The following is a 21,488-nucleotide window of genomic DNA, read 5'->3' on the forward strand; positions in this document are numbered from 1 at the left end:
GCGGCTCAGCACTCCTGGTGGCCCTCCCGCCAGTACCCCATGAAGGCCACGGCCGAGCGCGGGACGTCGTAGTCCCCCACCAGGACACGGCGCAGCGACTTCACCACTGAGGACTCCCCCGCGATCCACGCGGACAGTGGCGGGACGCCTGCCCCGCGCTCGGTCGTCACCTCCCAGTAGGCGCCTTCGTCGCCGTCGACGATCACCGTGCTGTCGCCGACGTCGGACCCCACGGACGGATGCCCGTCGAGCCACTCACGAACCACCTGCTGCTGGGCCTCTCCTCGTGCCCCCTGGCGTACGACCCACTCCACGCGGACACCGGGCGGCGCCTGGATCGACTGGATGGACTCGGCGTGCTCGACCTCGAGACACACCAGCCCGCAAGCGTTCTCGGGCAGTCGCTCCACGATCGAGCAGATCGCGGGGGCCGCCGTGTCGTCGCCGACGATGAGCTGGTCGCACTGGTCGGCCAGGTCGTAGCGGAACTCCAGACCGCCCTCGTTGTCCGGGTGACCGGCGAGCGGACCGTGGATGAGGATTCGGTCGCCCGGCGCCCCCGAGCGGGCGAAGCGCGACGCCGGACCGAGGTCGCCGTGGTCGACCAGCTCGACGTCGATCTCGGCGGCCTCGTTGCGGATCGCGCGCACGGTGTACGTCCGGATCGCCGGCCGCGTCTCCTGCGGCATCTGGCGCCAGTCGAGGAACCACTTCTCGCCCCGCGGCATGCCGTCGAGACCGCCGCCGTCGGTCGGCAGGATCAGCTTGATCCGCTGGTCGTAGCCGTTGGGCGCGAACTCGCGCAGGTCCTGACCGGAGAACGTCATGCGCACCAGATGTGGTGTGACACGGACGGATTCGGCCACCTCGACGTCGAAGAAGCCGAACGGGCGCTGCGCGGGCTGTGCGGTCATAAGGGCACCCTAACTGAGGTATACCTTTCCTGCGCAACCCCACCCCGCGGAGTGGACGCGACCGGCTCAGCCGGGCCGGTGCCGGCGGCTCCGCTCCAGCGCGCGCGGGAGGTGCTCGGCGAACCACGGCTCCTTCGCGGCGGTGTAGTCGCCGCGAGTGCGCTCGTCGCCGCCGGCGTGCTCCGCCGCGGCCTGCCGCTTCGTCCCGGCGTACGCCTCGCGCGCCTGCGCGTCGGCGCGCAGCCAGTCCCGGAAGGCGACCGCGGCCTCGGCCCCGGCCGAGCCCGTGCGCCGCACGTGCAAGTGGACCACGCGCCCCGGGTCGGCGCTGCCGTAGAGCACCTTGCGCCACTCCCCTCGTCCGGCGCCCACTCGTGCACCGTGTCGAGTCGCTCGCGGGGTTGGACGAATCCCGCTGACAGCAAAGCATTTTCGACGTCAGGTGCGGTGGCGCGCGTGAGGTCGTCGAGCGTGAGCTGCAGGTCGATCACGTCCTTGGCGACCAGTCCGGGAACCGACGTGGAGCCGATGTGCTGCAGGTTGTCCGGGCCGGGCTCGAGACCCGCGTGGCGCAGCGCCCGGTCCAGCCTCCCGAGCAGGCGTCGCGCGGTGGGCGCCCAGTCCGGGTCGGGCTCGTGCAGCGCGGCGGTGGCCGGCCGCCGCACCGCCGTACGGCTGCGCAGGTTCCCCTCGAACGGCACCAGCCGTTCGGTCCACAACGCGTCGACGAGGGCGGTGAGCTCGGCCTCGGTGCCCTCGTTCGGGAGCCACACGTCCGCCGCGGCGCGGCGCTGCTCGTCGGTCGCCTGGGCGGCCATCCGGCTGCGGACCTCCGCCTCGCCCATGCCGCGCGTGCGGACCAGCCGCTCCAGGCGTACGTCGGGGTCGGCGGCGACGATCACGGCCAGGTGGTAGTCGACCTCGCGCCCCAGCTCGACCAGCAGCGGGATGTCCTGCACGACGATGGCGTCGTCCGGGGCGGCCTCGACCTGCCGGACGGCCTCCTGCGCGACCCGCGGGTGGACGATCGCGTTGAGGTCGGCGCGTGCGGCGTCGTCGCCGAAAACCGTTGCGGCCAGGGCGGGTCGGTCGAGCGAACCGTCGTCGCTGATGACCTCGTCGCCGAACCGCTCTCGGATCAGGGCCAGCCCCTCGGTGCCGGGCTCGACCACCGCGCGGGCGATGGCGTCGGAGTCGACCAGCACCGCCCCGCGCTCGACCAGCAACCGCGAGACGGTCGACTTGCCCGACCCGATCCCGCCCGACAGACCCACGTGCAGTGCCACACCGCGACCCTAACCGCGGCGGGAGAGGATGGAGCCATGACTCGACGCATCGTCATCACCGGAGGCGGCACCGGCATCGGCCGGGCCGTCGCGACCCGGCTGCTCGCCGAGGAGCCCGACCTGGTGCTGGTCGGCCGCCGCGACTCCGTGCTGCAGGAGGCCGCCGGCGAGCTGCGCGCCCTCGACGAGACCGCGCAGGTCACCACGCTGACCTGCGACCTCACCGACCCCGACCAGGTGCAGCGGCTCAGCGACACGCTGCACGACGGACCGCAGATCGACGTGTTCGTGGCCAACGCGGGCGGCAACTACGGGCTGGGCGCCGGCACCCTCGAGGAGGTCGCCGCGGCGTGGCGACGCGACTTCGACGGCAACGTGCTGTCGGCCGTGCTGCCCGTGCACGCGCTGCTCGACCACGTCAGCCGCCCCGGCGGGCGCATCGTCGCGATGTCCTCGATCGCCGCGCTGCGCGGCTCCGGGGCCTACGGCGCCGCCAAGGCGGCCCTCAACGCGTGGGCGCTCAGCCTCGCGAACGACGTCGCCCCCGACGGGATCACCGTCAACGCGGTGGCGCCCGGTTTCGTGCCCGACACCGAGTTCTGGCGTGACCGGATCGCCGCCGACCCCGCCATCGTCGAGGACCGCACCGCACCGATCCCGATGGGCCGGCCGGGCACCCCCGACGAGGTCGCCGAGGCCGTGGCCTACTTCGCCTCCCCCGACGCCGGCTGGACCACCGGCCAGATCCTGCAGGTCAACGGCGGCACCCTGCTCGGCCGCGGGTAGCACCTGCCCCACATTTCGTACGACATCGCACGATCTGCGCGGCGCTCCCCCGGAATCCGGGGCCACCTCCCGCATTTCGTACGACATCGCACGATCTGCGCGGTGTCGCTCGCCTCTCCCGGGCATGCGAGAGGCCCCGGTCACCTTGCGGTGACCGGGGCCTTCGCCTATCTGCTCAGACCTGAGTGCAGTCGACTGCCGCTCCGTCGCACTCCGCTTCGGCCGGCGACTCGCTACGCTCGCCGCCAACCTCCGCTACGCGCTCGTCGCGTCAGTTGCCCGTGAGCTTCTCGCGCAGCGCAGCCAGCGCCTCGTCGGAGGCCAGGGTGCCCTCCGCCGGAGCCGGGCCGCTCGACGCCGGGGAGGCGTCGGACGAGGAGGACGACGACGGGCGGTCGCCGCCGGAGCTGTACGACGTCGGCGCGGACGTCTCGCCGGAGGCCGCGGCCTCGGCGTCGTCCTTGCGCGCCTGCTCGATCTGCGCCTGGTGCGCCTCGTAGCGGGCGTGCGCCTCGGCGTACTGCTTCTCCCACTTCTCCCGCTGAGCCTCGTAGCCCTCGAGCCACTCGTTGGTCTCGGGGTCGAAGCCCTCGGGGTACTTGTAGTTGCCCTGCTCGTCGTACTCCGCGGCCATGCCGTAGAGCGTGGGGTCGAACTCGGCGGCGCCCGCGGCGTCGTCGTTGGCCTGCTTCAGCGACAGCGAGATGCGGCGGCGCTCCAGGTCGATGTCGATGACCTTGACGAACAGCTCACGACCGACCGTGACGACCTGCTCGGGCAGCTCCACGTGGCGCTCGGCCAGCTCGGAGATGTGCACCAGGCCCTCGATGCCGTCGTCGACGCGCACGAACGCACCGAACGGCACCAGCTTGGTGACCTTGCCCGGCACGACCTGGCCGATGGCGTGGGTGCGGGCGAAGTGCTGCCACGGGTCCTCCTGGGTCGCCTTCAGCGACAGGGAGACACGCTCGCGGTCCATGTCGACGTCGAGCACCTCGACGGTGACCTCCTGGCCCACCTCGACGACCTCGCTCGGGTGGTCGATGTGCTTCCAGGACAGCTCGGAGACGTGCACCAGACCGTCGACTCCACCGAGGTCGACGAACGCACCGAAGTTGACGATGCTGCTGACCACACCGGAGCGGACCTGGCCCTTCTGCAGCTCCTTGAGGAAGGTCGTGCGCACCTCGGACTGGGTCTGCTCGAGCCACGCGCGGCGCGAGAGCACCACGTTGTTGCGGTTCTTGTCGAGCTCGATGATCTTGGCCTCGATCTCCTTGCCGACGTACGGCTGGAGGTCGCGGACGCGACGCATCTCGACCAGCGACGCGGGCAGGAAGCCGCGCAGGCCGATGTCGAGGATGAGGCCGCCCTTGACGACCTCGATGACGGTGCCGGTGACGACGCCGTCGTCCTCCTTGATCTGCTCGATGGTGCCCCAGGCGCGCTCGTACTGCGCACGCTTCTTGGACAGGATCAGGCGGCCTTCCTTGTCCTCCTTCTGGAGGACCAGGGCCTCGACGTCGTCGCCGACGGAGACGACCTCGCCCGGGTCGACGTCGTGCTTGATCGACAGCTCGCGCGAGGGGATGACGCCCTCGGTCTTGTAGCCGATGTCGAGCAGGACCTCGTCCCGGTCGACCTTGACGATGACACCCTCGACGATGTCGCCGTCGTTGAAGTGCTTGATCGTCGCGTCGATCGCGGCGAGCAGCTCCTCCTCCGAACCGATGTCGTTGACAGCGATCGGGGAAGGGGTGGTGGTGGCAGTCATGTAGTGGATAACTTTCGGTGGACAGTGAGTTGTTCGGACCGAACGCTGAGGTCAGGGCCGTCGCCAGCGGTGACGGCGACCCAGTCAGCACCCGAGGCCGAGGTGGACAGGATGGGACACGCGGCACACGTCCGCGCTCGCACACCCTACCGAGCCGTCCACAGTCCGGTCAAAGGCCGGTGGCGACGGGTCCGGCGAGCCGGATGAGCGAGGACCCGCAGTGGTACGGCATCGCCCGCCGCGCGGTGGAGCAGCCCGAGTCGGTCAGCGCGAACCGCCGGTGGTGGGACGCCGAGGCCTCGGCCTACTACCTCGAACACGGTGAGTTCCTCGGGGATTCCGAGCTGGTCTGGGGGCCCGAGGGACTCACCGAGCGCGAGCTGCGGCTGCTCGGCGACGTGGCCGGTCGCGACGTGCTGGAGATCGGCGCCGGCGCCGCCCAGGGCAGCCGATACCTCAGCGGGCAGGGCGCCCGGGTCGTCGCCAGCGACCTGTCCGCCGGGATGCTCGGCCAGTCGCGCACCGTCGACCGCGACCGAGGCCTGACCTCGCTCCCGCTCGTGCAGTGCGACGGCGCCGCGCTCCCCTTCGCCGACGCGACGTTCGACGTGGTCTTCACCGCCTACGGGGTGTTCCCGTTCGTCGCCGACTCGGCCGGGGCGCTGCGCGAGTGCGCGCGGGTGCTGCGCCCGGGCGGGCTGCTGGCGTTCTCGACCACCCACCCGATCCGCTGGGCCTTCCCCGACGACCCCGGCGAGCCCGGGCTGCGGGTGCGATCGTCCTACTTCGACACCCGCCCGTACGTCGAGGAGGACGACGCGGGACGGGTCACCTACGTCGAGCACCACCGCACGCTCGGCGAGCGGGTGCGCGAGGTCGTCGCCGCCGGCCTGCGGCTGGTCGACGTCGTGGAGCCGCAGTGGCCCGAGCGCAACGCCGAGGTGTGGGGCGGCTGGAGCCCGACGCGCGGGCGGCTGATCCCGGGCACCGCGATCTTCCTGGCCCGGCGCGAGTAGCTCAGCCGTGCAGGATGCGCTCGGTGGCGGCGGCGCTCAGCGGCGGCACCCCGTTGGACTGGTCGCGGAACCAGCCGACGGTCCACTTCAGCGCGTCCTCGATGCCGACGCGCGGCGACCAGCCGAGCACCTGCTGCGCGAGCAGCGTGTCGGGCTGGCGCACGGTCGGGTCGTCGACCGGGCGCTCGATGTAGGTGATCGGCGAGTCGGACTCGGCGATCCGCACGATCCACTCGGCCAGCTCACGCATCGACAGCTCGTAGGGGTTGCCGATGTTGATCGGGCCCGGGTGGCTGGCGTCGAGCATGCGCAGCACGCCCTCGACCAGGTCGTCGACGTAGCAGATCGAGCGGGTCTGCGACCCGTCGCCGCTCACCGTGACCGGCTCGCCGGCCAGCGCCTGCCGCACGAAGTTGGGGATCGCGCGGCCGTCGTCGGGGCGCATCCGCGGACCGAAGGTGTTGAAGATCCGCACGATGCCGGTGTCGACGCCGTGCGCCTGGCGGTAGGCCAGGGTCAGCGCCTCGGCGTAGCGCTTGGCCTCGTCGTAGACCCCGCGCGGGCCGACCGGGTTGACGTTGCCCCAGTAGGTCTCCGGCTGCGGGTGCACCTCGGGGTCGCCGTAGACCTCCGAGGTCGAGGCGAGCACCAGCCGGGCGCCCTTCTCGCGGGCCAGCTCCAGCGCGTGCAGCGTGCCGTGCGAGCCCACGGTGAGCGTCTCGATCGGCATCCGCAGGTAGTCGACGGGCGACGCGGGGCTGGCGAAGTGCAGCACCGCGTCGACCGGCCCGTCGACGGTGAACGGCAGCGAGACGTCGGCCTCGCGCAGCTCGAACGACGGGTCGTGGCGCAGGTGCTCGACGTTGCCCGCCGAACCGGTGCAGAAGTTGTCGAGCGCCACCACCGCGTCACCGCGGCGGAGCAGCTCTTCGCACAGGTGCGAGCCGAGGAAGCCCGCGCCACCCGTGACGACGACCCGGCGGGTCACAGCGCCCCGTCCCCCTGACGACGCTCCACGCGGCCCCCGCCACCGGCGCGTCCTCGCGCTCGCGGAACAGCCCGTCGGCCGTGCGGTCCTGGTCGTCGTAGTCGGTGTCGTCGTAGTCGTCCGCGTCGTCCCGGCGCTTGCCGCGGGCGCTGAGCGAGAGCGCCAGGCCACCCAGCAGCAGGCCGATGCCGATGATGCCGAGCAGCAGCGGCGCCCAGAAGCGCAGGATCTTCAGCAGCATCGCCTTCGTGGCGTACTCGTCGACGTTGGCCTGCACCGTGTCGTCGGTCATGACCGACTGGGTGGTGAGGGCGTTGACGGGCTTGGCGCCGGGCTCGTTCAAGCGCAGCTGCTGGCGCTGGTTCTCGACGACCTTGATCATCACGCCGGTCTCGGGCTCGACCCAGATGGTGCGGTCGTTGGCGTACAGCCGGTCCGCTTCGACGCCTCCGGTGTCCTCGAGGCCGAAGATGCCGCGCGGCACCTCCTGCGTGCGGAACTTGGTCATCGGCACGCTGCCCTGGAACTTGTACGTGTTGAGGCCCTTGATGGTCTCCTCGCCGACGTACTTCATCTGCATGGGACGACCGATGGTGCCGTCGTAGTAGTTGTAGGTCTGCTTCTGGGTCTGGAACGGGAACTTGATCATCAGCCCGTTCTGGAAGTCCTTCGGCTGCCCGTTCTGGCTGTTGCCCTCCCACGGGACGGCCTCGCCGGTGGTCCGGTCGATCGCGAACGTCTGACGGCTGGCGTCCATGGGCGGCGCCTCGTCGTTGTTGTCGGAGACCTGCCCCTTGCTCATGACCGCGACGTTGCGCCCGGTCTGCTCCGAGGCGCGCTCGCTCTCCTCAGGGTCCCCGATCACGGTGACGGTGGTCGTGAGCCGCCCCGAGCCCGGACGCACGTTGTCGGCGTCGAAGAACGTCGCGTTGTCGTCGACGACGAGCTGGCGGGTGTTCTGGTCGTAAGGCACCACGGCGAGCCTGTCGTAGGCGTAGAACTTCAGCAGCAGCGCCATCGTGACGCAGAACGCGCCGATGCCAATGAGAATGGCGGCTTTACGCACGGGAACCTCCAGGGGAAGATCAATACCTACTGGACCGTAGCATCGGGGTGCCGGTTGTGCGCAAGATCACTGGGGCGCGTCTCGAAAACGTGACTCGAGGCCCAGCAACCGGGCCACTGAAGCACCCGTCGAGCTGCTCGGCCCCACCCCGACGTAGGGGATCCCGGCCGCGTCCGCGGCCTGCTCGTCGCTCGGCTGGTCGCCGATCATCACGGTCCGCTCGGGGCGCGCCCAGGGGCCGCGCGCAGCGCCGCCAGCAGCAGCCCGGGCCGCGGCTTGCGGCAGTCGCAGCTCGCCTCGGCGTGCGGACAGACGTAGATGCCGTCGAGGTCGCCGCCGGCACGGCGCAGCCGGCGCAGCAGCGCGCCGTGCACGGCGACCAGCTCCGCGCGGGTGAGCCGGCCCGTGGCCAGGCCGCGCTGGTTGGTCACCAGCACCACGCGTACGCCCGCGGCCCGCAGGTCGCGCACGGCGCCGGCCGCGCCGGGCAGCAGCCGCAGGTCGGCCGGGCTGGTGACGTAGCGCCCGGGACGGCGCACGTTGAGCGTGCCGTCGCGGTCGAGCAGGGCCAGGTCGAGCGGGCGTCCTGCGGGACCGGGCTCGATCGGCGGGTGCTCCTCGCCGAGCAGGAACCCGGCGGACGGCTCCCCCGCGCTCACGCGCCGGGCTGGCTGAGCGCGTCGATGCTCTCGCACCAGGCGTGCGCCCACAGCAGGTGGACCTCCTGGATGCGGGCGGTGTGACCGCTCGGGACGACCAGCAGGTGGTCGGCCCGGCCGGCGAGGTCGCTGCCCCGCTCCCCCGTCATGAGGATCGTCGTGATGCCGAGATCCCTGGCCAGGTCGAGCGCGGCCAGCACGTTGGGGCTGTGCCCGCTGGTGCTCATCGCGAGCAGCACGTCGCCGCGACGGCCGAGCGCCCCGAGGGCTCGCACGAAGACCTGGTCGAAGCCGTAGTCGTTGCCGACGGCGGTGAGCGAGGAGATCGACTCGGCCAGCGACAGCGCCGGCAGCGGCGGCCGGTCCTGGACGCACTTGCCCACGAACTCGGCGGCGACGTGGCTGGCCATCGCGGCGCTGCCGCCGTTGCCGCACACCAGGAGGGTGGAACCGCCCGCGAGGGCCTGCACCACCGCGCGGCCGGCGGCCTCGACGTCGGAGCGCAGCCCCGGGTCGCTCAGCGCGTCGGCGAGGTCGCGCCAGGCCGCCACCCCGGCGCCCAGGTCGGCGCCGACCCGGCTCCCGACCGACTCCTCGCGCGCGTCGGACAACGGGTGCTGCGGGTCTAGCCCCTGGCTCGCCACGTGACGACCCCTTCCTTGCTGAACGTCACTTCCGAGACCGTCAGGCCCAGGTCGATGAGGGTGTCGGCGACCAGGTGCCGCCGCTCGAACTCGCAGATGAAGACCAGGTGCCCGCCGCCGCCGGCGCCGGTGACCTTGCCGCCCAGCGCCCCGGTCGACAGCGCCGCGTCGATGGCCCGGTCGATCTGCGGGGTGCTGATCCGGTCGGACATCTTGCGCTTGTTGGCCCAGGCGTCGCCCAGCAGCCGCCCGAGCGTGTCGACGTCGCCGCGCACCAGCGCCAGCTTCATCTGCTCGGCGAGCTCCTTCTGGGCGCGCAGCCCTGCGAGGGCGTCGGTGTTGCCGGTCTCGTAGTTGCTGACCTGGTCCTCGATGATGTGGTCGCTCACCCGGGTCTGGCCGGTGAACGCCAGCAGCATGTTGTGCTCCAGCTCGTGCACGGTGCTCGGCCGGATGCGCAGCGGGTTGACCACGACCTGGTCACCGAGGAACTCGATGAAGTTGAAGCCGCCGAAGGCCGCGGCGTACTGGTCCTGGGAGCCGCCGGGGATGCCGAGGTCCTCCCGCTCGAGGCGCAGGGCCAGCTCGGCGATGTCGTACGGCGTCAGGTCGAGCCCGCAGTGCTGGGCGACCAGCCCGATGACCGACACCATGACCGCGCTGGAGGAGCCCAGGCCGGAACCGGGCGGGGCGTTGGTGTGGATGAACAGGTCGAAGCCGTCGGAGGGCAGCGCCCCCTCGACCCCGCGCACCCGGTCGATCGCCGCGCGCGGCAGCGCCAGCTGGCCCTCGAGCTCGACCTCGTCGTCGACGTGGAAGCCGACGGCGGTGCCGTAGTCCAGCGACTGCACGGTGATCTGGCCGTCGAGGCGGGGCCGCAGGGTGGTGAAGCAGTACTGCGACATCGTGGCCGACAGCACCGCCCCGCCCTCGCGCTGCGGGAACGGCGCGACGTCGGTGCCGCCCCCGGCGAAGCTGATGCGCAGCGGCGCGCGGGCGCGCAGCACGGGCCGTCGCGGGTCCTGCAGCGGCGGCTCCGCCGGGGTCGCCGTCGCCGAGGCGACCGATGATTCGCTCATGCCGCACTAGCCTCCAGGTCGAGAACCGCGACGAAACTTACCCCAGAGTAGTCAAGGCTGGAGCCCATGCCACGGATACGCCAGATCGACCTGCTGCGCTGCGTCGCGGCGGGCCTGGTGCTGCTGTCGCACGTGGCGTTCTGGACCGGCGCGTCGCGGCTGGACACGGTCGGTCCGCTGCTCGCGCGCGGCGACAGCGGCGTCGCGGTCTTCTTCGCCCTGTCGGCCTTCCTGCTGCTGCGCCCGTGGTACGCCGCCCGGGTCGACGGCGGCCCGCGCCCCCGGGTGCGGGCCTACGCCGTGCGCCGCGCCGCACGCATCCTGCCCGCCTACTGGCCCGCGCTGGCGGCGGTGCTGCTGGTCGCGGCCGTCTTCCCCTACGCCACCGGCGGGGTCGGCTCGTTCGGCACCGTGCTCTCGCACGTGCTGCTGCTGCAGGGCTACACCGGCGCCGACTACCAGGCGTTCACCCAGTCGTGGAGCCTCACGACCGAGGTGACGTTCTACGCGCTCGTGCCGCTGCTGGGGATCGCGCTGCTCGGACGCTCACGGGAGCCCGACGCGTCTCGCCCGTTGGACGTACGCCGGCACCTGGTGCTGCTCGGCGTCGTCGCCGCCGCGGGGGTCGCGCTGCAGGGCGCCGCGGCCGCCTGGTCCGGGCCCGGCGCGCTCACCGTGTCGGTGCTCGGCCACGCCGCCTGGTTCGCGGCCGGCGCGGCCGTGGCGCTGACCGTGACGCTGCGCCGCTCGGGTGCCTGGCCGGCGCCCGCACCCGGCACCGCGGCGACCCTGCTGCTCGCCGCCGTCGTGGTCTACCTGCTCGCGGCCACCCCGCTCGCGGGGCCGGTGGGGCTGCAGGCGCCCACGGCGTTCGAGGCCGCCGTCAAGGAGGCGCTCTACACCGCGCTCGCGGGGTTGCTGGTGCTGGCCTCGGTGAGCGCGGCCGACTCCGCGTGGTCGCGCTCGGCGGTGGTCGGGTGGCTCGGGGACATCAGCTACGGCGTCTTCCTGTGGCACCTGCTGGCGCTGCAGGTGGTCTACCTGGTCACCGACCGGGACCTGTTCACCGGGGGCTTCTGGCTGGTGCTCGTCCCGGTGGTCGGGCTCACCGTCGCGGCGGCGTCGCTGTCGGCTCAGCTGGTGGAGCAGCCGATCCTGCGCTGGGCGCACCGCGCCACCCGGGCCAGCCCGGCCAGCCCGGCCAGCCGGCCCAGCCCGTCCAGCCCAGCGCCGCGACCACGAGCGTGAGGGTGCCGAGCAGCTGCCCCAGCGCCGCGCCGGCACTGCGCTCGTCGACGACGCCCAGCGCGGCGAGCGCGATCCCGGCCAACCCCATGCCGGCGAGCGCGGCGTGCGGACGCCAGCGCGCGGGCAGGAGCGTCACGGCCAGCCCCAGCAGCACCCCGGCGAGGCCCGCCACGAGCCAGCCGGCGAGCACGGCCGCCAGCACACCGAGCCAGCGCCGGCCCCGCGAGACACCCAAGAACGATCGAGGCGGATAGGCATCGCTGTCCGCCTCGCGCCTTCTTGAGGTCGTCGTGGCGGCGCGGCGGCGGCTCGACCCCCGCGCCCGGGTCAGCCAGGCCAGCGCCGCCAGCAGCAGCACCGCAGCCGCGCCCACGGCGAGCCCGACCTGGTGGGAGCGGGTCGGGGCGAACTCGATGCCCACCTGCGTCGCCCCGCCCGCGGGCAGCCGGAAACCCTGCCGCCAGCCGTCGACGGTGACCGGCTCCAGCGTCCGGCCGTCGGCGGTGGTGGCCCGCCACCCGGCGTTGACGCCCTCGGTCAGCGCGAGCACCGTGCTGCCGCCCGCCGCGACCACGACGGTGCGGGTGCCCGTGCCCCGCTCGGTGACGTCGATGGCGCGCGGAGCCGGCCCAGGGCGTACGTCGGGGGCGGCTGCCGGGGACAGCTCGACCAGGCGCGGCTGCACGAGGTCGCCCGCCGTGGCGGACAGGTCGACGCTCCCCCGCGGCACGTCGGCCGTGCCGCACGCCCGCGCCGCCACCGGGCCGCCGGCGCGCAGCAGGCCCGCGGGCGCGTCGAGCGCGAGCGGGACCCGTTGCGACCCGACCTGCACCGAGCCGGCGGCGCCGCACGGCAGCCGCACCCGCGCGCCGTCCGGCGAGGTCTGGGCGCGCAGGCGCTGCGCCACCTCGGCGCCCGGCCGCAGGGCCACCCGGACCTGCAGGCGCACCTCGCCGGCCGCCCGGGTCGCGATGCGCCGGGTGCCGGGCTGAGCGGCCAGGTCGAGCAGCACCCGGTCGCGGGCCGGGTCGACGGTGCCGGGGAGCCGGATCGCGCCGTCCGGGGCGCACGTCGGCTGCTGCGCCGGGTCGCCGGCCGGGGGCAGGTCGCGGGTGCCCGGCTGCGTCGGCCGCGGGTCGTCCGGCGGCAGGACCTGGCCGTAGGCCTCGGCGACCGTGCGGCCGTTGGAGTAGGCCCGCCACAGCAGCGAGTCGGTGTGCACCGCCCCGGGGACGGACGTGCCGGGCCGGAGGTCGGCGTACGACCTGGGGTCGAGCAGCCCGGCCGCGATCAGGTCGGGGATCGCCTCCGGGCCGCCGCTCACGACCCGCCCGGCGGAGGCGTCGTAGGCGGTGACCGACGGCGTCGGCCCGAGCGTCCAGAGGCTCACCGCACCGTGGACCGGGCCCGGCGCGAAGCCCGGCGACGCGGCGAGGGTGCGCCGCACGGCCGCCGCCGAGGGCGCTCCGGTCGAGGTCGCGAGGTCGGCCCGCAGCACCACCCGGGAGATCCCGAGGCGCTGCAGGGTGGGCGCGAGCGCCGGCTGCGGCACCCCGCTCGCGGCCATCCGGTCGACGGCGTCGAGCAGCCGGGTGGCCCCGGGGTGACCGAGCGGCGCCGACGCGCGCACCACGACCGGCGAGGTCGCGAGCGCCGACAGCGGCTCGTCGGTGGCGCTGCCCCACGTGTAGTGCGCGTTGCGGCTGGCCGGCAGCAGCAGCGTCGACCCGCCGTCGCGGGCGGCGAGCCGGTCGACGTCGCGCGCGGTCTGCCGCCAGCTGTCCGGGATCTCGCCGTACGCCATCGCGTCCCCCGCGCGCCCGGTCCACAGCGCCATGGGAGACAGCACGACCCCGGCGAGCACGAGGGCGAGCGCGGCTCGCGCGGGGCGGGCGCTCGCCGCACGCCGCGACGCGGCGGCCGCGCCCGCGCGGGTCAGCAGGTGCCCGACGCCCAGCGCGATCGGCAGCCGCAGCACCGGGTCGAGCTTGTGCACGTTGCGCAGCGGCGCGAGGGGCCCGTCGAGCAGCGCCTGCACGCTGCCGGCGAGGGGACCGCCGAACCGGCCCGGGTGCCCGACCGCCATGAGCACGGTGGCGACCACGACGCAGCCGAGCCCCCACCGGGCGGCGCGGCGCACGCTCGCCGGCCGCGCGCGTACGGCCAGGAGCAGCCCGGCCACCCCCGCGCCGGCGACGAGGCTGGTCGCGACGATGGCCAGCGGGTCCTGGGCCTGCATCCAGCCGGCCTGCCAGACCGGGTGGTCCTCGCGGTCGAGGATGTAGGCGACCCAGTGCGAGGCGCCGCGCAGCGTGTTGGGGGTGCTGGTGACGGCCGTCGTGATCTGCGAGGTCTCGATGAAGTCCAGGAACGGGTAGGAGTAGCGCCCGAGCACCAGCAGCGGCAGCCCCCACCAGGCCGCCCCGAGCGCGACGCCGCCGGCCCACGGCAGCAGCGCACGCCGCCCCGCCGCTCCCGAGGCGAGCAGCCAGCCCAGCGGCAGCAGCAGCACCACGGCCGAGGCGGTCGCGTTGACCCCGCCGAGGGCGGCCGTCAGCAGCCCGGTCAGCGCCGCGGCGTGCCAGCGCTCCCGCCGCGCGGCGCCGGCGCGGGTCGCCGGCAGCACCGCCAGCACCAGCCACGGCGCGACCGCGAGCGGCCACGCCTCGGCCGAGATCTCGCTGAGCACGGTCAGCACCCGCGGCGAGAGGGCGTACGCCGTCGCGGCCACGAGCGCGGCGACCGGACCGGCGAGGCCGAGCCGGCGGGCCAGCAGGTGGGCCCCGGCGAACGCGGTGACGACCAGCAGCGACCACCACAGCCGCTGCGCGGCCCAGCCGGGCAGCCCGAGCGACTGGGCGCCGCCGAGCACCGGCCCCATCGGGAACAGGTAGCCGTAGGCCTGGTTCTGCAGCTCGCCGAGCCCGGCGTGGTCGTTCCAGGCGGTCAGCGAGCGGGCGAGGTAGCGCCACGGCGAGACCGTGAGGTCGACCTTGGTGTCGGGCTGCACCCGGCCGGGGGCGATCAGCCACGGCACGAGCGCCAGCGCGGCACCGACCAGGAGGGCTCGGACGCGCTCGACGCGCCGGGTCCGCTCCGCCTGCTCGGGCGGCTGCGCGGCCGCCCGCTCGGCCCGGCCAGGGGTGTCGCCGGCGTCGGCCGGGGTCATCGGCGGCGCAGCACGAGGAGCAGGTTCCAGGTCACGACCTCGCGCAGCCCGGGCACCCGCAGCAGGTGCCGGGCGGGGTCGGGCAGGTAGCGCGGCCGGGCCGCGAGGACCTCACCGGCGGTCGTGCCGGCCGCCCAGTCGAGCCCCTGCCGCACGCTCACCCGGAACAGGGTGTGGTCGACGAGGTTCTTCGGCGGGTGGCCCTCCTTGCGCTCGTAGCGGCGCGCCGCGCGCTCTCCGCCGAGCCAGTGCCACGGCGAGGTCTCGTGCCCGCCCCACGGCGAGAGCCAGTTGGTGTAGCTGAGGAACAGCAGCCCGCCCGGCCGCAGCACGCGCAGCATCTCGTCGGCGACGGCCTCGGGGTGCGGCACGTGCTCCCACAGGTTGCTGCTGTGCACCACGTCGACGCTGCCGTCGGCGAACGGCAGCGCCGCGGCCGAGGCGACCACGCCCCGGTCGTGCACCGAGGCGACCGACGGGTCGTGGTCGAGCGGGACGTAGCGTGCGCCGGCGGCCCGGAACGCCTGGGCGAACTCGGCGGGCCCGGCGCCCACGTCGAGCACGGTGCGCCGCTCGAGCGCGGTCCACTCCTGCAGCAGCTCGACGGAGTCGCGCGCGAGCGCGCCGTAGAACCTCTCCGGCTCGGTCTGCTCGACGAGGAACTCGCGGAACAGCCGCACCGATCGTCCGATGCCGCGCTGCATGCCCCTCATCCTCGCCGACGCGCGTGCAGCTGCAGCGTCGGGCGTAGGCGTGGCGCGCCGAGCCGCGCCGCCGCGGCCACCGGTGTGGTGGCGAGCGCGGCGGCCAGACCGGGCCGGCTGGACAGCACCCCGCCGGGCCGGGGCCGCCCGCTGAGCCGGCGCACCAGGCTGGCCCCCTCGGTCATCAGGCTGTCCAGGGGCGGGCGCGTGATGCGTACGTCCACCAGGCCGGCCGCCTGCGCCGCGCGGCGCAGGCTCTCGGCCGTGAAGAAGCGCACGTGGGTGGGGTCCTCGAGCATCCACCAGGCGGACCCGAACCAGTCCAGCGGATAGCTGTCGCCGGCCGGGGTGAGGAAGCGGACCGCCCCGCCGGGCGCGGCGAGGTCGCGCGCGACCGCGAGCGTGCGCAGCGGGTCGGTGACGTGCTCCAGCACGTGGATGCCGTAGACGAGGTCGGCCGCGAAGCCGGTGTCGGGCAGCTCCTCGGCGAACCCGGCGTGCAGCTCGCCCTGGGCGCGCACGGCGGGGTCGACGCCGACCTGCAGCTGGTCGGGGTCGACGCCGCCGACCCGGGCGCCGGCGTCGAGGAACCGGCGCAGCAGCTCGCCGCGGCCGTACCCGATCTCGAAGACCCGCGACGGCGCCAGGCCGCGCGTCAGGCTGCGGTAGGTCAGGGCCAGCCGGGCCCGGTCGAGCGTGGCCTCGCCGCCGTAGGCGTGGTCGCGGTGACCCGCCGGCGCCGCGCCGAGGTCGCGGTGCAGGTGGCCGCAGCGGGTGCAGCGCAGCAGCGTGCCGCCCCGCGCAGCGGGCGCGGCTGGAGCGGCCCGCGGCAGACCTCGCAGGCATCGGGTTGGTCCATTGGCTACCTTTCAGTAACAACGGGCGGTAGCGTAGCCGGTGGCCAGGTGACCAAGAGCACACGCAAGCCCGCCGCGGCTCCCCGGAGGAGGGGCCACGGCGGATGACACTCGGATCTGAGGGAGGGCCCGTGCGCAACGCCGCACCCCGCACGCCGTCCGAGCACCCGCTCCGGGTGCTCTACCTGTCGTGGCGCGACCGAGACAACCCCGAGGCCGGCGGCGCCGAGACCTTCACCGACCGCACCGGCGAGGTCATGGTCGCCCGGGGCCACCGGGTCACCCTGCTGACCTCCTCCTTCCCGGGCGCCGAGCCCGAGACCGAGCACGGCGGGGTGCGGGTGCTGCGGCGCGGCAACCGGTTCACCTGCTACCTGCACGGCCTGGCCCACGTGGCGCGCCACCGCGGCGACTACGACGTGATCGTCGACGTGCAGAACGGCGTGCCGTTCTGGGCGCCGCTCGCGGCCAAGGTCCCCGTGGTCAACGTGGTGCACCACGTGCACCGCGACCAGTGGCGGGTCGTCTTCGGCCGCGTCGGCGGCGCGATCGGCTGGTTCGTCGAGTCGCGGGTCGCGCCGGTCGTCTACCGCCGCTCGCGCTACGTCACGGTCTCCCAGGCCACCCGCTCCGACCTCGCGACGCTGGGCATCCCGCCCGAGCGCGTCGACCTGGTCTACAGCGGCAACGACCACCCGCCGGCCCTGGAGTCCTACGCCCGCGAGCCGCGCACCGAGCAGCCGAGCATCACCGTGGTCGGCCGCCTGGTGCCGCACAAGCAGGTCGAGATCGCGATCGACATCGTGGCCGACCTCGAGCAGTTGCAGCCCGACCTCACCCTCGACGTGGTCGGGGCGGGGTACTGGCTCGAGGAGCTGCAGGCGTACGCCGAGCGCCGGGGGTCGCCGACCGCGTGCACTTCCACGGGTTCGTCGACGAGCACACCAAGCACACGCTGCTGGCCCGGTCGTGGGTGCTGCTCATGCCCTCGCACAAGGAGGGCTGGGGGCTGACCATCGTCGAGGCCGGCCTGCACGCCACGCCCGCGGTCGCGTTCGCCTACGCCGGCGGCCCCACCGAGTCGATCGTGCACGGGCGCACCGGTCTGCTGTCGCGCGACGCCGACGACATGCGCGAGCAGGTCGCCCGGCTGCTCACCGACCACGAGCTGCGCCGCGCCCTCGGCGAGCGGGCCCGCACCCACGCGCGCAGCTTCGACTGGACCACCGCCGGCGAGAAGCTGATCCACACGCTGCGCTCGGTGCTCGGGCAGGTGGCCCGCGCGCCGCAGCCGACGGTGCGCCTCGCCTCGCTCACCCCGGTCGAGGAGCTCGAGGTGCCCGCGCACGAGGACGGCACGAGCGACGGCGACGCGCAGGAGCGCTCGGCCTGAGGGCCGGGCGACGGGCGCTCGCACCCGCGGCACGCGCGGACCCGGGCGAACGGCCGCAGACGCAGACGAACGGCCCGCCGGTGGCGGGCCGTTCGTCGTCGTGGTCTGCGGTGCGGGCGGATCAGCCGTCGTAGCTGATGACCTCGCTGTAGTTCTGCGGCTGCTTGATCGAGCTCTGCGACTGCACGAGCCCGAAGATCGCCAGCAGCGCCAGGAGGACACCCACCACGGCACCGCCGATGTTCCAGGCGGTCTTGTTACCGGACTCGTTCATGCCTACCTCGCTGGGCTGTGATCTGCGTCGGTCTCTCGCTGACTACGCCACCGTAGCAAAGAGGGACCCCCGAGGAGGAGACAAATCACACCCGAGCCCGCGATCGCGTACGAAATCCATCCCGGTGGGTGGGCCGCGGAGGGCCGGGCGCGGGCCGGGTCGACCGGCCCGAGGTCGTACAGCCGCAGGTCGGGCGTTTGGGCGATGACCCGCGCGCCGGGCAGCCGCGGCACGCCGGGGCCGGGCGGCTGGTCGGTGAGCACCAGGGCGTAGCGGATGCCGCGCTCGCGCAGGACGGGCGCGGTGTCGCCGCCGCGCCGCAGCGCCGCCCCGATGGCGTCGGCCGTGGGGTCCTCGCCGCGCACCACCCGGTCCGACAGCGGCAGGTCGTCGTTGACGACCACCTGGCGAGACAGCAGCCGCTGCCACGGGTCGAGCACCACGCGCTGGTCGTTCCAGGCGTAGCGGCGGTAGAGCGTCCAGGGGAAGACCGCGACCGCACCGGGCGGCGCCTGCTCCAGCCGTGCCGCCACGGCCCGGTGGCCGGCGGGGTAGTCGACCGCCGTCCAGCGCCCGGTCGCGCCCCAGGCCAGGCTCGGCAGGGTCAGCACCGAGGCGACGCCGACCGCGCCGCCGAGCGCCAGCGCCACGGACCGGCCGCCCCCGCGCGCCTGCACCAGCGCGCGCAGCCGCTCGGCGCTCACCCCGGCGGCCAGGGCGACGAAGACCATCCACAGCGCCACGAACTTCTGCGAGTCGCGCAGCAGGCCACCGCCGGGCAGGTTCAGCACGATCGACTCCACCAGCGCCCCGCCGCCCACCGCGCTCAGCGCCGCCACGGCCAGTCCGACGGCGCCGGTGACGGCGACCCCGAGCTGCGCGGGCCCGGCGCGCCAGCCGCGGCCCGCGCACCACGCCGCCACGCACGCGACCACGAGCACCAGGGCGACCCCGGCCAGCACGACCGACCGGCGGTCGGGCAGCCAGACCCCTGGTTCCAGATGCCGCCGCCGGTGAGCAGGCTCCCGACCACGCCGTACGGCGTGTCGGCCCGTGAGCGGAAGGCCGCCACACCCCGGGGTCGGGCTCGAAGCTGCCGGTGATGGTCAGGAACGGCAGCCACCAGACGGCGTTGAGCAGCAGCCAGGAGAGCGCGGCCCACGCGCCGACGGGCGCACGCGCCCGGAGCGGCGCGCCCCCGCCGGGCACGGCGAGCACCACGAGGGCCAGCAGCAGCGCGAGCACCGAACCGGTCGAGCCGGTGAGCGTGGCGAGCAGCAGCACGCCCCCGAGTCGCAGCCGGTCGCGGCCGGTGCCGTGGCGGGCGGCGGCCGCGCTGGTCGCCACCCACGGCAGCACGGCGTAGCCGAGCAGGAAGCCCCAGTGGCCGATGGCGAGGCGCTCGGCGACGTAGGGGTTCCAGCAGGCGACCAGGGCCGCGACCGCCGCGGCGAGCCGGCTGCGCACGAGTCCGGCGACGCCCGCGCCGACCCCGACGAAGACGAGGACGAGCAGCAGCTTCTGCACCACCCACCCCGGCAGCGCCAGCGACAGCAGCGCGACGACCACGTCGTTGGGCACGGCCCGCGGCACCGACCCGTCGATGCCGAGCGTGCGGTCGCTGAGCGCCAGGTCGGGCACGAAGACCATGTCGTAGAACAGCAGGAAGCCCGGGGCGAGGCCCGGGCCCAGGGCGAGCAGCGCGGCCGGCGCCCCGACCAGGGCACCGACCACCCGGCGGGAGCGCAGCACGGTCAGGCCCGCTCGACGCGGGCGAACGCCTCGCCCATCCGGCGCACCTGGGTGTCGAGGTCGTGCTCGGCGAGCATCCGCTCCCGGTTGAGCGCGCCGACCCGGGCCCGGTCGGCGCGGTCGGTGAGCCAGTGCACGAGCCGGTCGGCGATCGCCTCGGCGTCGTCGTCGAGCAGGTCGTTGGGCGGAGCCGCGACGGCCTCGTCGTTGGTGCCGCACCGCACGGTCACGACCGGCAGCCCGCACGCCTGCGCCTCGAGGTAGGCCAGGCCCAGCTGCTCGGTCCACTTCCAGGTGGGGCGCGGCGCCGTCACGAACACGGCCGAGCCGCGCAGCAGGTCGGCGACGCCGTGGGCGTCGAGGGCGCCCGCGTGCCGGACGCGGCGGGCGGGGTCGGCGGCGGCCTCGTCGACGAGGTGGCGCAGCGGACCCGAGCCGGCGACGACCAGCGACGCCTCGGGCACGGTGCGCTGCACGATGCGCATCGCCTCGAGCACCCGGTCGATGCCTTTGTTGGGCGCGAGCGGCGAGACGAACGCGACCACCGGCTCCTCGCTCGGCCGCGGCGCCGGGTGGAAGATGTCGGTCGGCACGCCGGGCTTGACGACCTGGATGCGCGAGTCGTCGAAACCGTTGGCCAGCAAGTGATCCCGCGCCGCGTCGACCATGCACAGCAGCAGGTCGGCGTCGCGGCAGGAGTTCAGCGCCTGGCGATAGGGCGGCACCTTGTACAGCGGCTGGTCGGGCAGGTTCTCCCAGGTGATGACGGCCTGCCGGACCCGGCCGCCGGACCGGCGGCGGAAGCGCGAGGCCTGCCCGGTCACGAGCGAGCACAGCTCGAGCGAGGCCACCCAGTCGTAGTCGCCCGGGTCCTGCTCCCCCAGCCCCCGGACCCAGGCGAAGGCCCCGGCCTCGATGAAGCGCTTGACCGGGCGGACGTACGAGCTCGGCACCCAGGTCAGGTCGCCCACCGGCTCCTGGGCGGCCAGCGCGGTCACCCGGGTGCCCGGCATGCGGGACATCCAGAACAGCTCGCGCCGGGGCCGCTGGTCGGGCAGCGACACCCACAGCATCCGGCGGTCGGTCACGCCGGGCCGCCGCTGCTGGCCGCCTGCCGGCGGTCGCGGGCCCCGCGGCGCGCGCCGACGGCGTAGCCGACCGCCTCGAGGCCGCGCATGAGCACCATGCCCGCGGCGTGGGCGGGGTCGCGGGCCAGGTCGCCGCGGTGGCGCAGGTAGCTGCGCAGCACGGTGCGGCCCTGCGCCCCGACCGCGCCCTCGTGCTGGCTGGCGAACGCCGGGATGCTGCGGCCGTAGTAGTAGCGCTTGCGCAGCACGTCGGGCAGCGTCAGGCGGCCCTCGTCGTGGTCGACGATGACCGGCGCGAGCGCGATGCTGCGGCCCTCGCGCAGCATCCGCATGCGCAGGTCGGCGTCCTCCGGGCCGGACATCTCCAGGTGGAAGCCGCCGTCGCCGAGCAGGTAGTCGCGCGGCACCAGCCGCGGGTTGTGCAGCCACGGCTCGTCGAGGTAGCACTCGCGCTCGAGGGCCCGGCAGGCGGTCCAGAAGCCGTCACCGATCGTGCGTTCGGGCAGCGCGACCCCGGTGGCGCCCTCTTGCTCGGCCGTGCGGACCGCGGACTCGACGGCGTCCGGCGGCAGCACCATGTCGCTGTCGAGCCACAGCACCCACTCGCCGTTCGCGGCGCGGATGCCGGCGTTGCGCTGGGCGCTTCGCTCGGGCCCCTCGACCAGCACGGTGTCGGCGTGCTCCCCCGCGATGCGGGCGGTCGCGTCGTCGCTGTGGTTGTCGACGACCACCAGCTCGATCGCCGGATAGCTTTGCGCGCGAACGGATCTCAGGCACGCGTCGATCGTGCG

20 protein-coding genes and 2 pseudogenes are annotated in these 21,488 nt (G+C 74.3%); 6 read left to right on the forward strand and 16 right to left on the reverse strand.

Annotation, left to right across the window (positions count from 1 at the left end; translation table 11 throughout):
- Window positions 1-5: 5 nt before the first annotated feature.
- Both QUE40_RS08805 and coaE read right to left on the reverse strand, forming a co-directional pair.
- Complete coding sequence (locus QUE40_RS08805) at window positions 6-914, reverse strand: siderophore-interacting protein (RefSeq protein ID WP_289232909.1); 909 nt, start codon at window positions 912-914, stop codon at window positions 6-8.
- On the reverse strand, window positions 911-2,200 hold the full coding sequence (gene coaE / locus QUE40_RS08815) for a dephospho-CoA kinase (RefSeq protein WP_433997059.1): 1,290 nt from the start codon (window positions 2,198-2,200) through the stop codon (window positions 911-913). Before coaE ends, QUE40_RS08805 begins: the two co-directional genes overlap by 4 nt.
- A 36-nt stretch (window positions 2,201-2,236) precedes the next feature.
- On the opposite strand from coaE, the gene QUE40_RS08820 reads away from it, so the two are divergent.
- Window positions 2,237-2,986 carry an SDR family NAD(P)-dependent oxidoreductase gene (locus QUE40_RS08820; protein ID WP_289232910.1) on the forward strand — a complete coding sequence of 250 codons (750 nt, stop codon included), beginning with the start codon at window positions 2,237-2,239 and terminating at the stop codon, window positions 2,984-2,986.
- Window positions 2,987-3,257: 271 nt separating this feature from the next.
- On the opposite strand, the gene rpsA is transcribed toward QUE40_RS08820, so the two are convergent.
- On the reverse strand, window positions 3,258-4,760 hold the full coding sequence (rpsA, locus tag QUE40_RS08825; RefSeq protein ID WP_289232911.1) for a 30S ribosomal protein S1: 1,503 nt from the start codon (window positions 4,758-4,760) through the stop codon (window positions 3,258-3,260).
- Window positions 4,761-4,963: 203 nt separating this feature from the next.
- Here rpsA and QUE40_RS08830 point away from each other — a divergent pair, with 203 nt between their 5' ends.
- Window positions 4,964-5,776, forward strand: coding sequence for a class I SAM-dependent methyltransferase (locus QUE40_RS08830; protein WP_289232912.1), 813 nt, complete (start codon window positions 4,964-4,966; stop codon window positions 5,774-5,776).
- Between the two features lies 1 nt (window position 5,777).
- Here QUE40_RS08830 and QUE40_RS08835 read toward each other — a convergent pair whose 3' ends face one another.
- The 6 genes from QUE40_RS08835 to QUE40_RS08860 all read right to left on the reverse strand — a co-directional run bounded on the left by QUE40_RS08835 (window position 5,778) and on the right by QUE40_RS08860 (window position 10,212).
- Window positions 5,778-6,764: a UDP-glucuronic acid decarboxylase family protein gene (locus QUE40_RS08835; RefSeq protein ID WP_289232913.1), complete on the reverse strand. Its 987-nt coding sequence runs from the start codon at window positions 6,762-6,764 to the stop codon at window positions 5,778-5,780.
- Window positions 6,685-7,830, reverse strand: coding sequence for a cell envelope lipid trafficking protein PgfA (gene pgfA, locus QUE40_RS08840; protein WP_289232914.1), 1,146 nt, complete (start codon window positions 7,828-7,830; stop codon window positions 6,685-6,687). Before pgfA ends, QUE40_RS08835 begins: the two co-directional genes overlap by 80 nt.
- Before the next feature lie 66 nt (window positions 7,831-7,896).
- Window positions 7,897-8,040: a hypothetical protein gene (locus tag QUE40_RS08845; RefSeq protein ID WP_289232915.1), complete on the reverse strand. Its 144-nt coding sequence runs from the start codon at window positions 8,038-8,040 to the stop codon at window positions 7,897-7,899.
- Window positions 8,040-8,489 (reverse strand): HAD-IIIA family hydrolase, encoded by a 450-nt coding sequence (locus QUE40_RS08850; protein ID WP_289232916.1) that lies wholly within the window; start codon window positions 8,487-8,489, stop codon window positions 8,040-8,042. The genes QUE40_RS08845 and QUE40_RS08850 overlap by 1 nt, the downstream gene beginning before the upstream one ends.
- Entirely contained in the window at window positions 8,486-9,133 is a 648-nt protein-coding gene (locus QUE40_RS08855; RefSeq protein ID WP_289232917.1) for a D-sedoheptulose-7-phosphate isomerase, read from the reverse strand. Before QUE40_RS08855 ends, QUE40_RS08850 begins: the two co-directional genes overlap by 4 nt.
- Entirely contained in the window at window positions 9,115-10,212 is a 1,098-nt protein-coding gene (locus QUE40_RS08860) for a GHMP family kinase ATP-binding protein (protein WP_289232918.1), read from the reverse strand. The genes QUE40_RS08855 and QUE40_RS08860 overlap by 19 nt, the downstream gene beginning before the upstream one ends.
- Before the next feature lie 66 nt (window positions 10,213-10,278).
- Between QUE40_RS08860 and QUE40_RS08865 the strand changes: the two genes are divergently transcribed.
- Window positions 10,279-11,460, forward strand: coding sequence for an acyltransferase family protein (locus tag QUE40_RS08865; protein WP_433997060.1), 1,182 nt, complete (start codon window positions 10,279-10,281; stop codon window positions 11,458-11,460).
- Window positions 11,461-12,646: 1,186 nt separating this feature from the next.
- On the opposite strand, the pseudogene QUE40_RS19645 reads toward QUE40_RS08865, so the two are convergent.
- From QUE40_RS19645 to QUE40_RS08880, 3 genes and pseudogenes are all read right to left on the reverse strand, one after another.
- Window positions 12,647-14,629: pseudogene (locus QUE40_RS19645) on the reverse strand (alpha-(1->3)-arabinofuranosyltransferase domain-containing protein); the annotation flags it as partial.
- Window positions 14,626-15,333 carry a class I SAM-dependent methyltransferase gene (locus tag QUE40_RS08875; RefSeq protein WP_289232920.1) on the reverse strand — a complete coding sequence of 236 codons (708 nt, stop codon included), beginning with the start codon at window positions 15,331-15,333 and terminating at the stop codon, window positions 14,626-14,628. The gene QUE40_RS08875 and the pseudogene QUE40_RS19645, both read right to left, overlap by 4 nt.
- Before the next feature lie 5 nt (window positions 15,334-15,338).
- On the reverse strand, window positions 15,339-15,935 hold the full coding sequence (locus QUE40_RS08880; RefSeq protein WP_350227142.1) for a class I SAM-dependent methyltransferase: 597 nt from the start codon (window positions 15,933-15,935) through the stop codon (window positions 15,339-15,341).
- Here QUE40_RS08880 and QUE40_RS08885 point away from each other — a divergent pair.
- Complete coding sequence (locus QUE40_RS08885; RefSeq protein ID WP_289232921.1) at window positions 15,831-16,298, forward strand: hypothetical protein; 468 nt, start codon at window positions 15,831-15,833, stop codon at window positions 16,296-16,298. The two genes, QUE40_RS08880 and QUE40_RS08885, sit on opposite strands and share 105 nt — an antisense overlap.
- Before the next feature lie 149 nt (window positions 16,299-16,447).
- Window positions 16,448-17,583, forward strand: a pseudogene (locus QUE40_RS19650) (glycosyltransferase family 4 protein).
- 121 nt (window positions 17,584-17,704) lie between these two features.
- Here the strand turns inward: QUE40_RS19650 and QUE40_RS08895 are convergent.
- Both QUE40_RS08895 and QUE40_RS08900 read right to left on the reverse strand, forming a co-directional pair.
- The gene (locus tag QUE40_RS08895) at window positions 17,705-17,857 is read right to left on the reverse strand and encodes a hypothetical protein (protein ID WP_289232922.1); all 153 of its coding nucleotides are present in this window, start codon (window positions 17,855-17,857) and stop codon (window positions 17,705-17,707) included.
- 2 nt (window positions 17,858-17,859) lie between these two features.
- Window positions 17,860-18,819 carry a hypothetical protein gene (locus QUE40_RS08900; protein ID WP_289232923.1) on the reverse strand — a complete coding sequence of 320 codons (960 nt, stop codon included), beginning with the start codon at window positions 18,817-18,819 and terminating at the stop codon, window positions 17,860-17,862.
- A gap of 140 nt (window positions 18,820-18,959) precedes the next feature.
- Here QUE40_RS08900 and QUE40_RS08905 point away from each other — a divergent pair, with 140 nt between their 5' ends.
- Window positions 18,960-19,223 carry a hypothetical protein gene (locus tag QUE40_RS08905; protein WP_289232924.1) on the forward strand — a complete coding sequence of 88 codons (264 nt, stop codon included), beginning with the start codon at window positions 18,960-18,962 and terminating at the stop codon, window positions 19,221-19,223.
- Between the two features lie 388 nt (window positions 19,224-19,611).
- Here the strand turns inward: QUE40_RS08905 and QUE40_RS08910 are convergent, their stop codons facing one another.
- Window positions 19,612-20,697, reverse strand: coding sequence for a glycosyltransferase (locus QUE40_RS08910; RefSeq protein WP_289232925.1), 1,086 nt, complete (start codon window positions 20,695-20,697; stop codon window positions 19,612-19,614).
- The gene (locus QUE40_RS08915; RefSeq protein ID WP_433997077.1) at window positions 20,694-21,482 is read right to left on the reverse strand and encodes a glycosyltransferase family 2 protein; all 789 of its coding nucleotides are present in this window, start codon (window positions 21,480-21,482) and stop codon (window positions 20,694-20,696) included. Before QUE40_RS08915 ends, QUE40_RS08910 begins: the two co-directional genes overlap by 4 nt.
- Window positions 21,483-21,488: the final 6 nt, after the last annotated feature.

The organism is Barrientosiimonas endolithica (assembly GCF_030296655.1).
Taxonomy (GTDB): domain Bacteria; phylum Actinomycetota; class Actinomycetes; order Actinomycetales; family Dermatophilaceae; genus Barrientosiimonas; species Barrientosiimonas humi.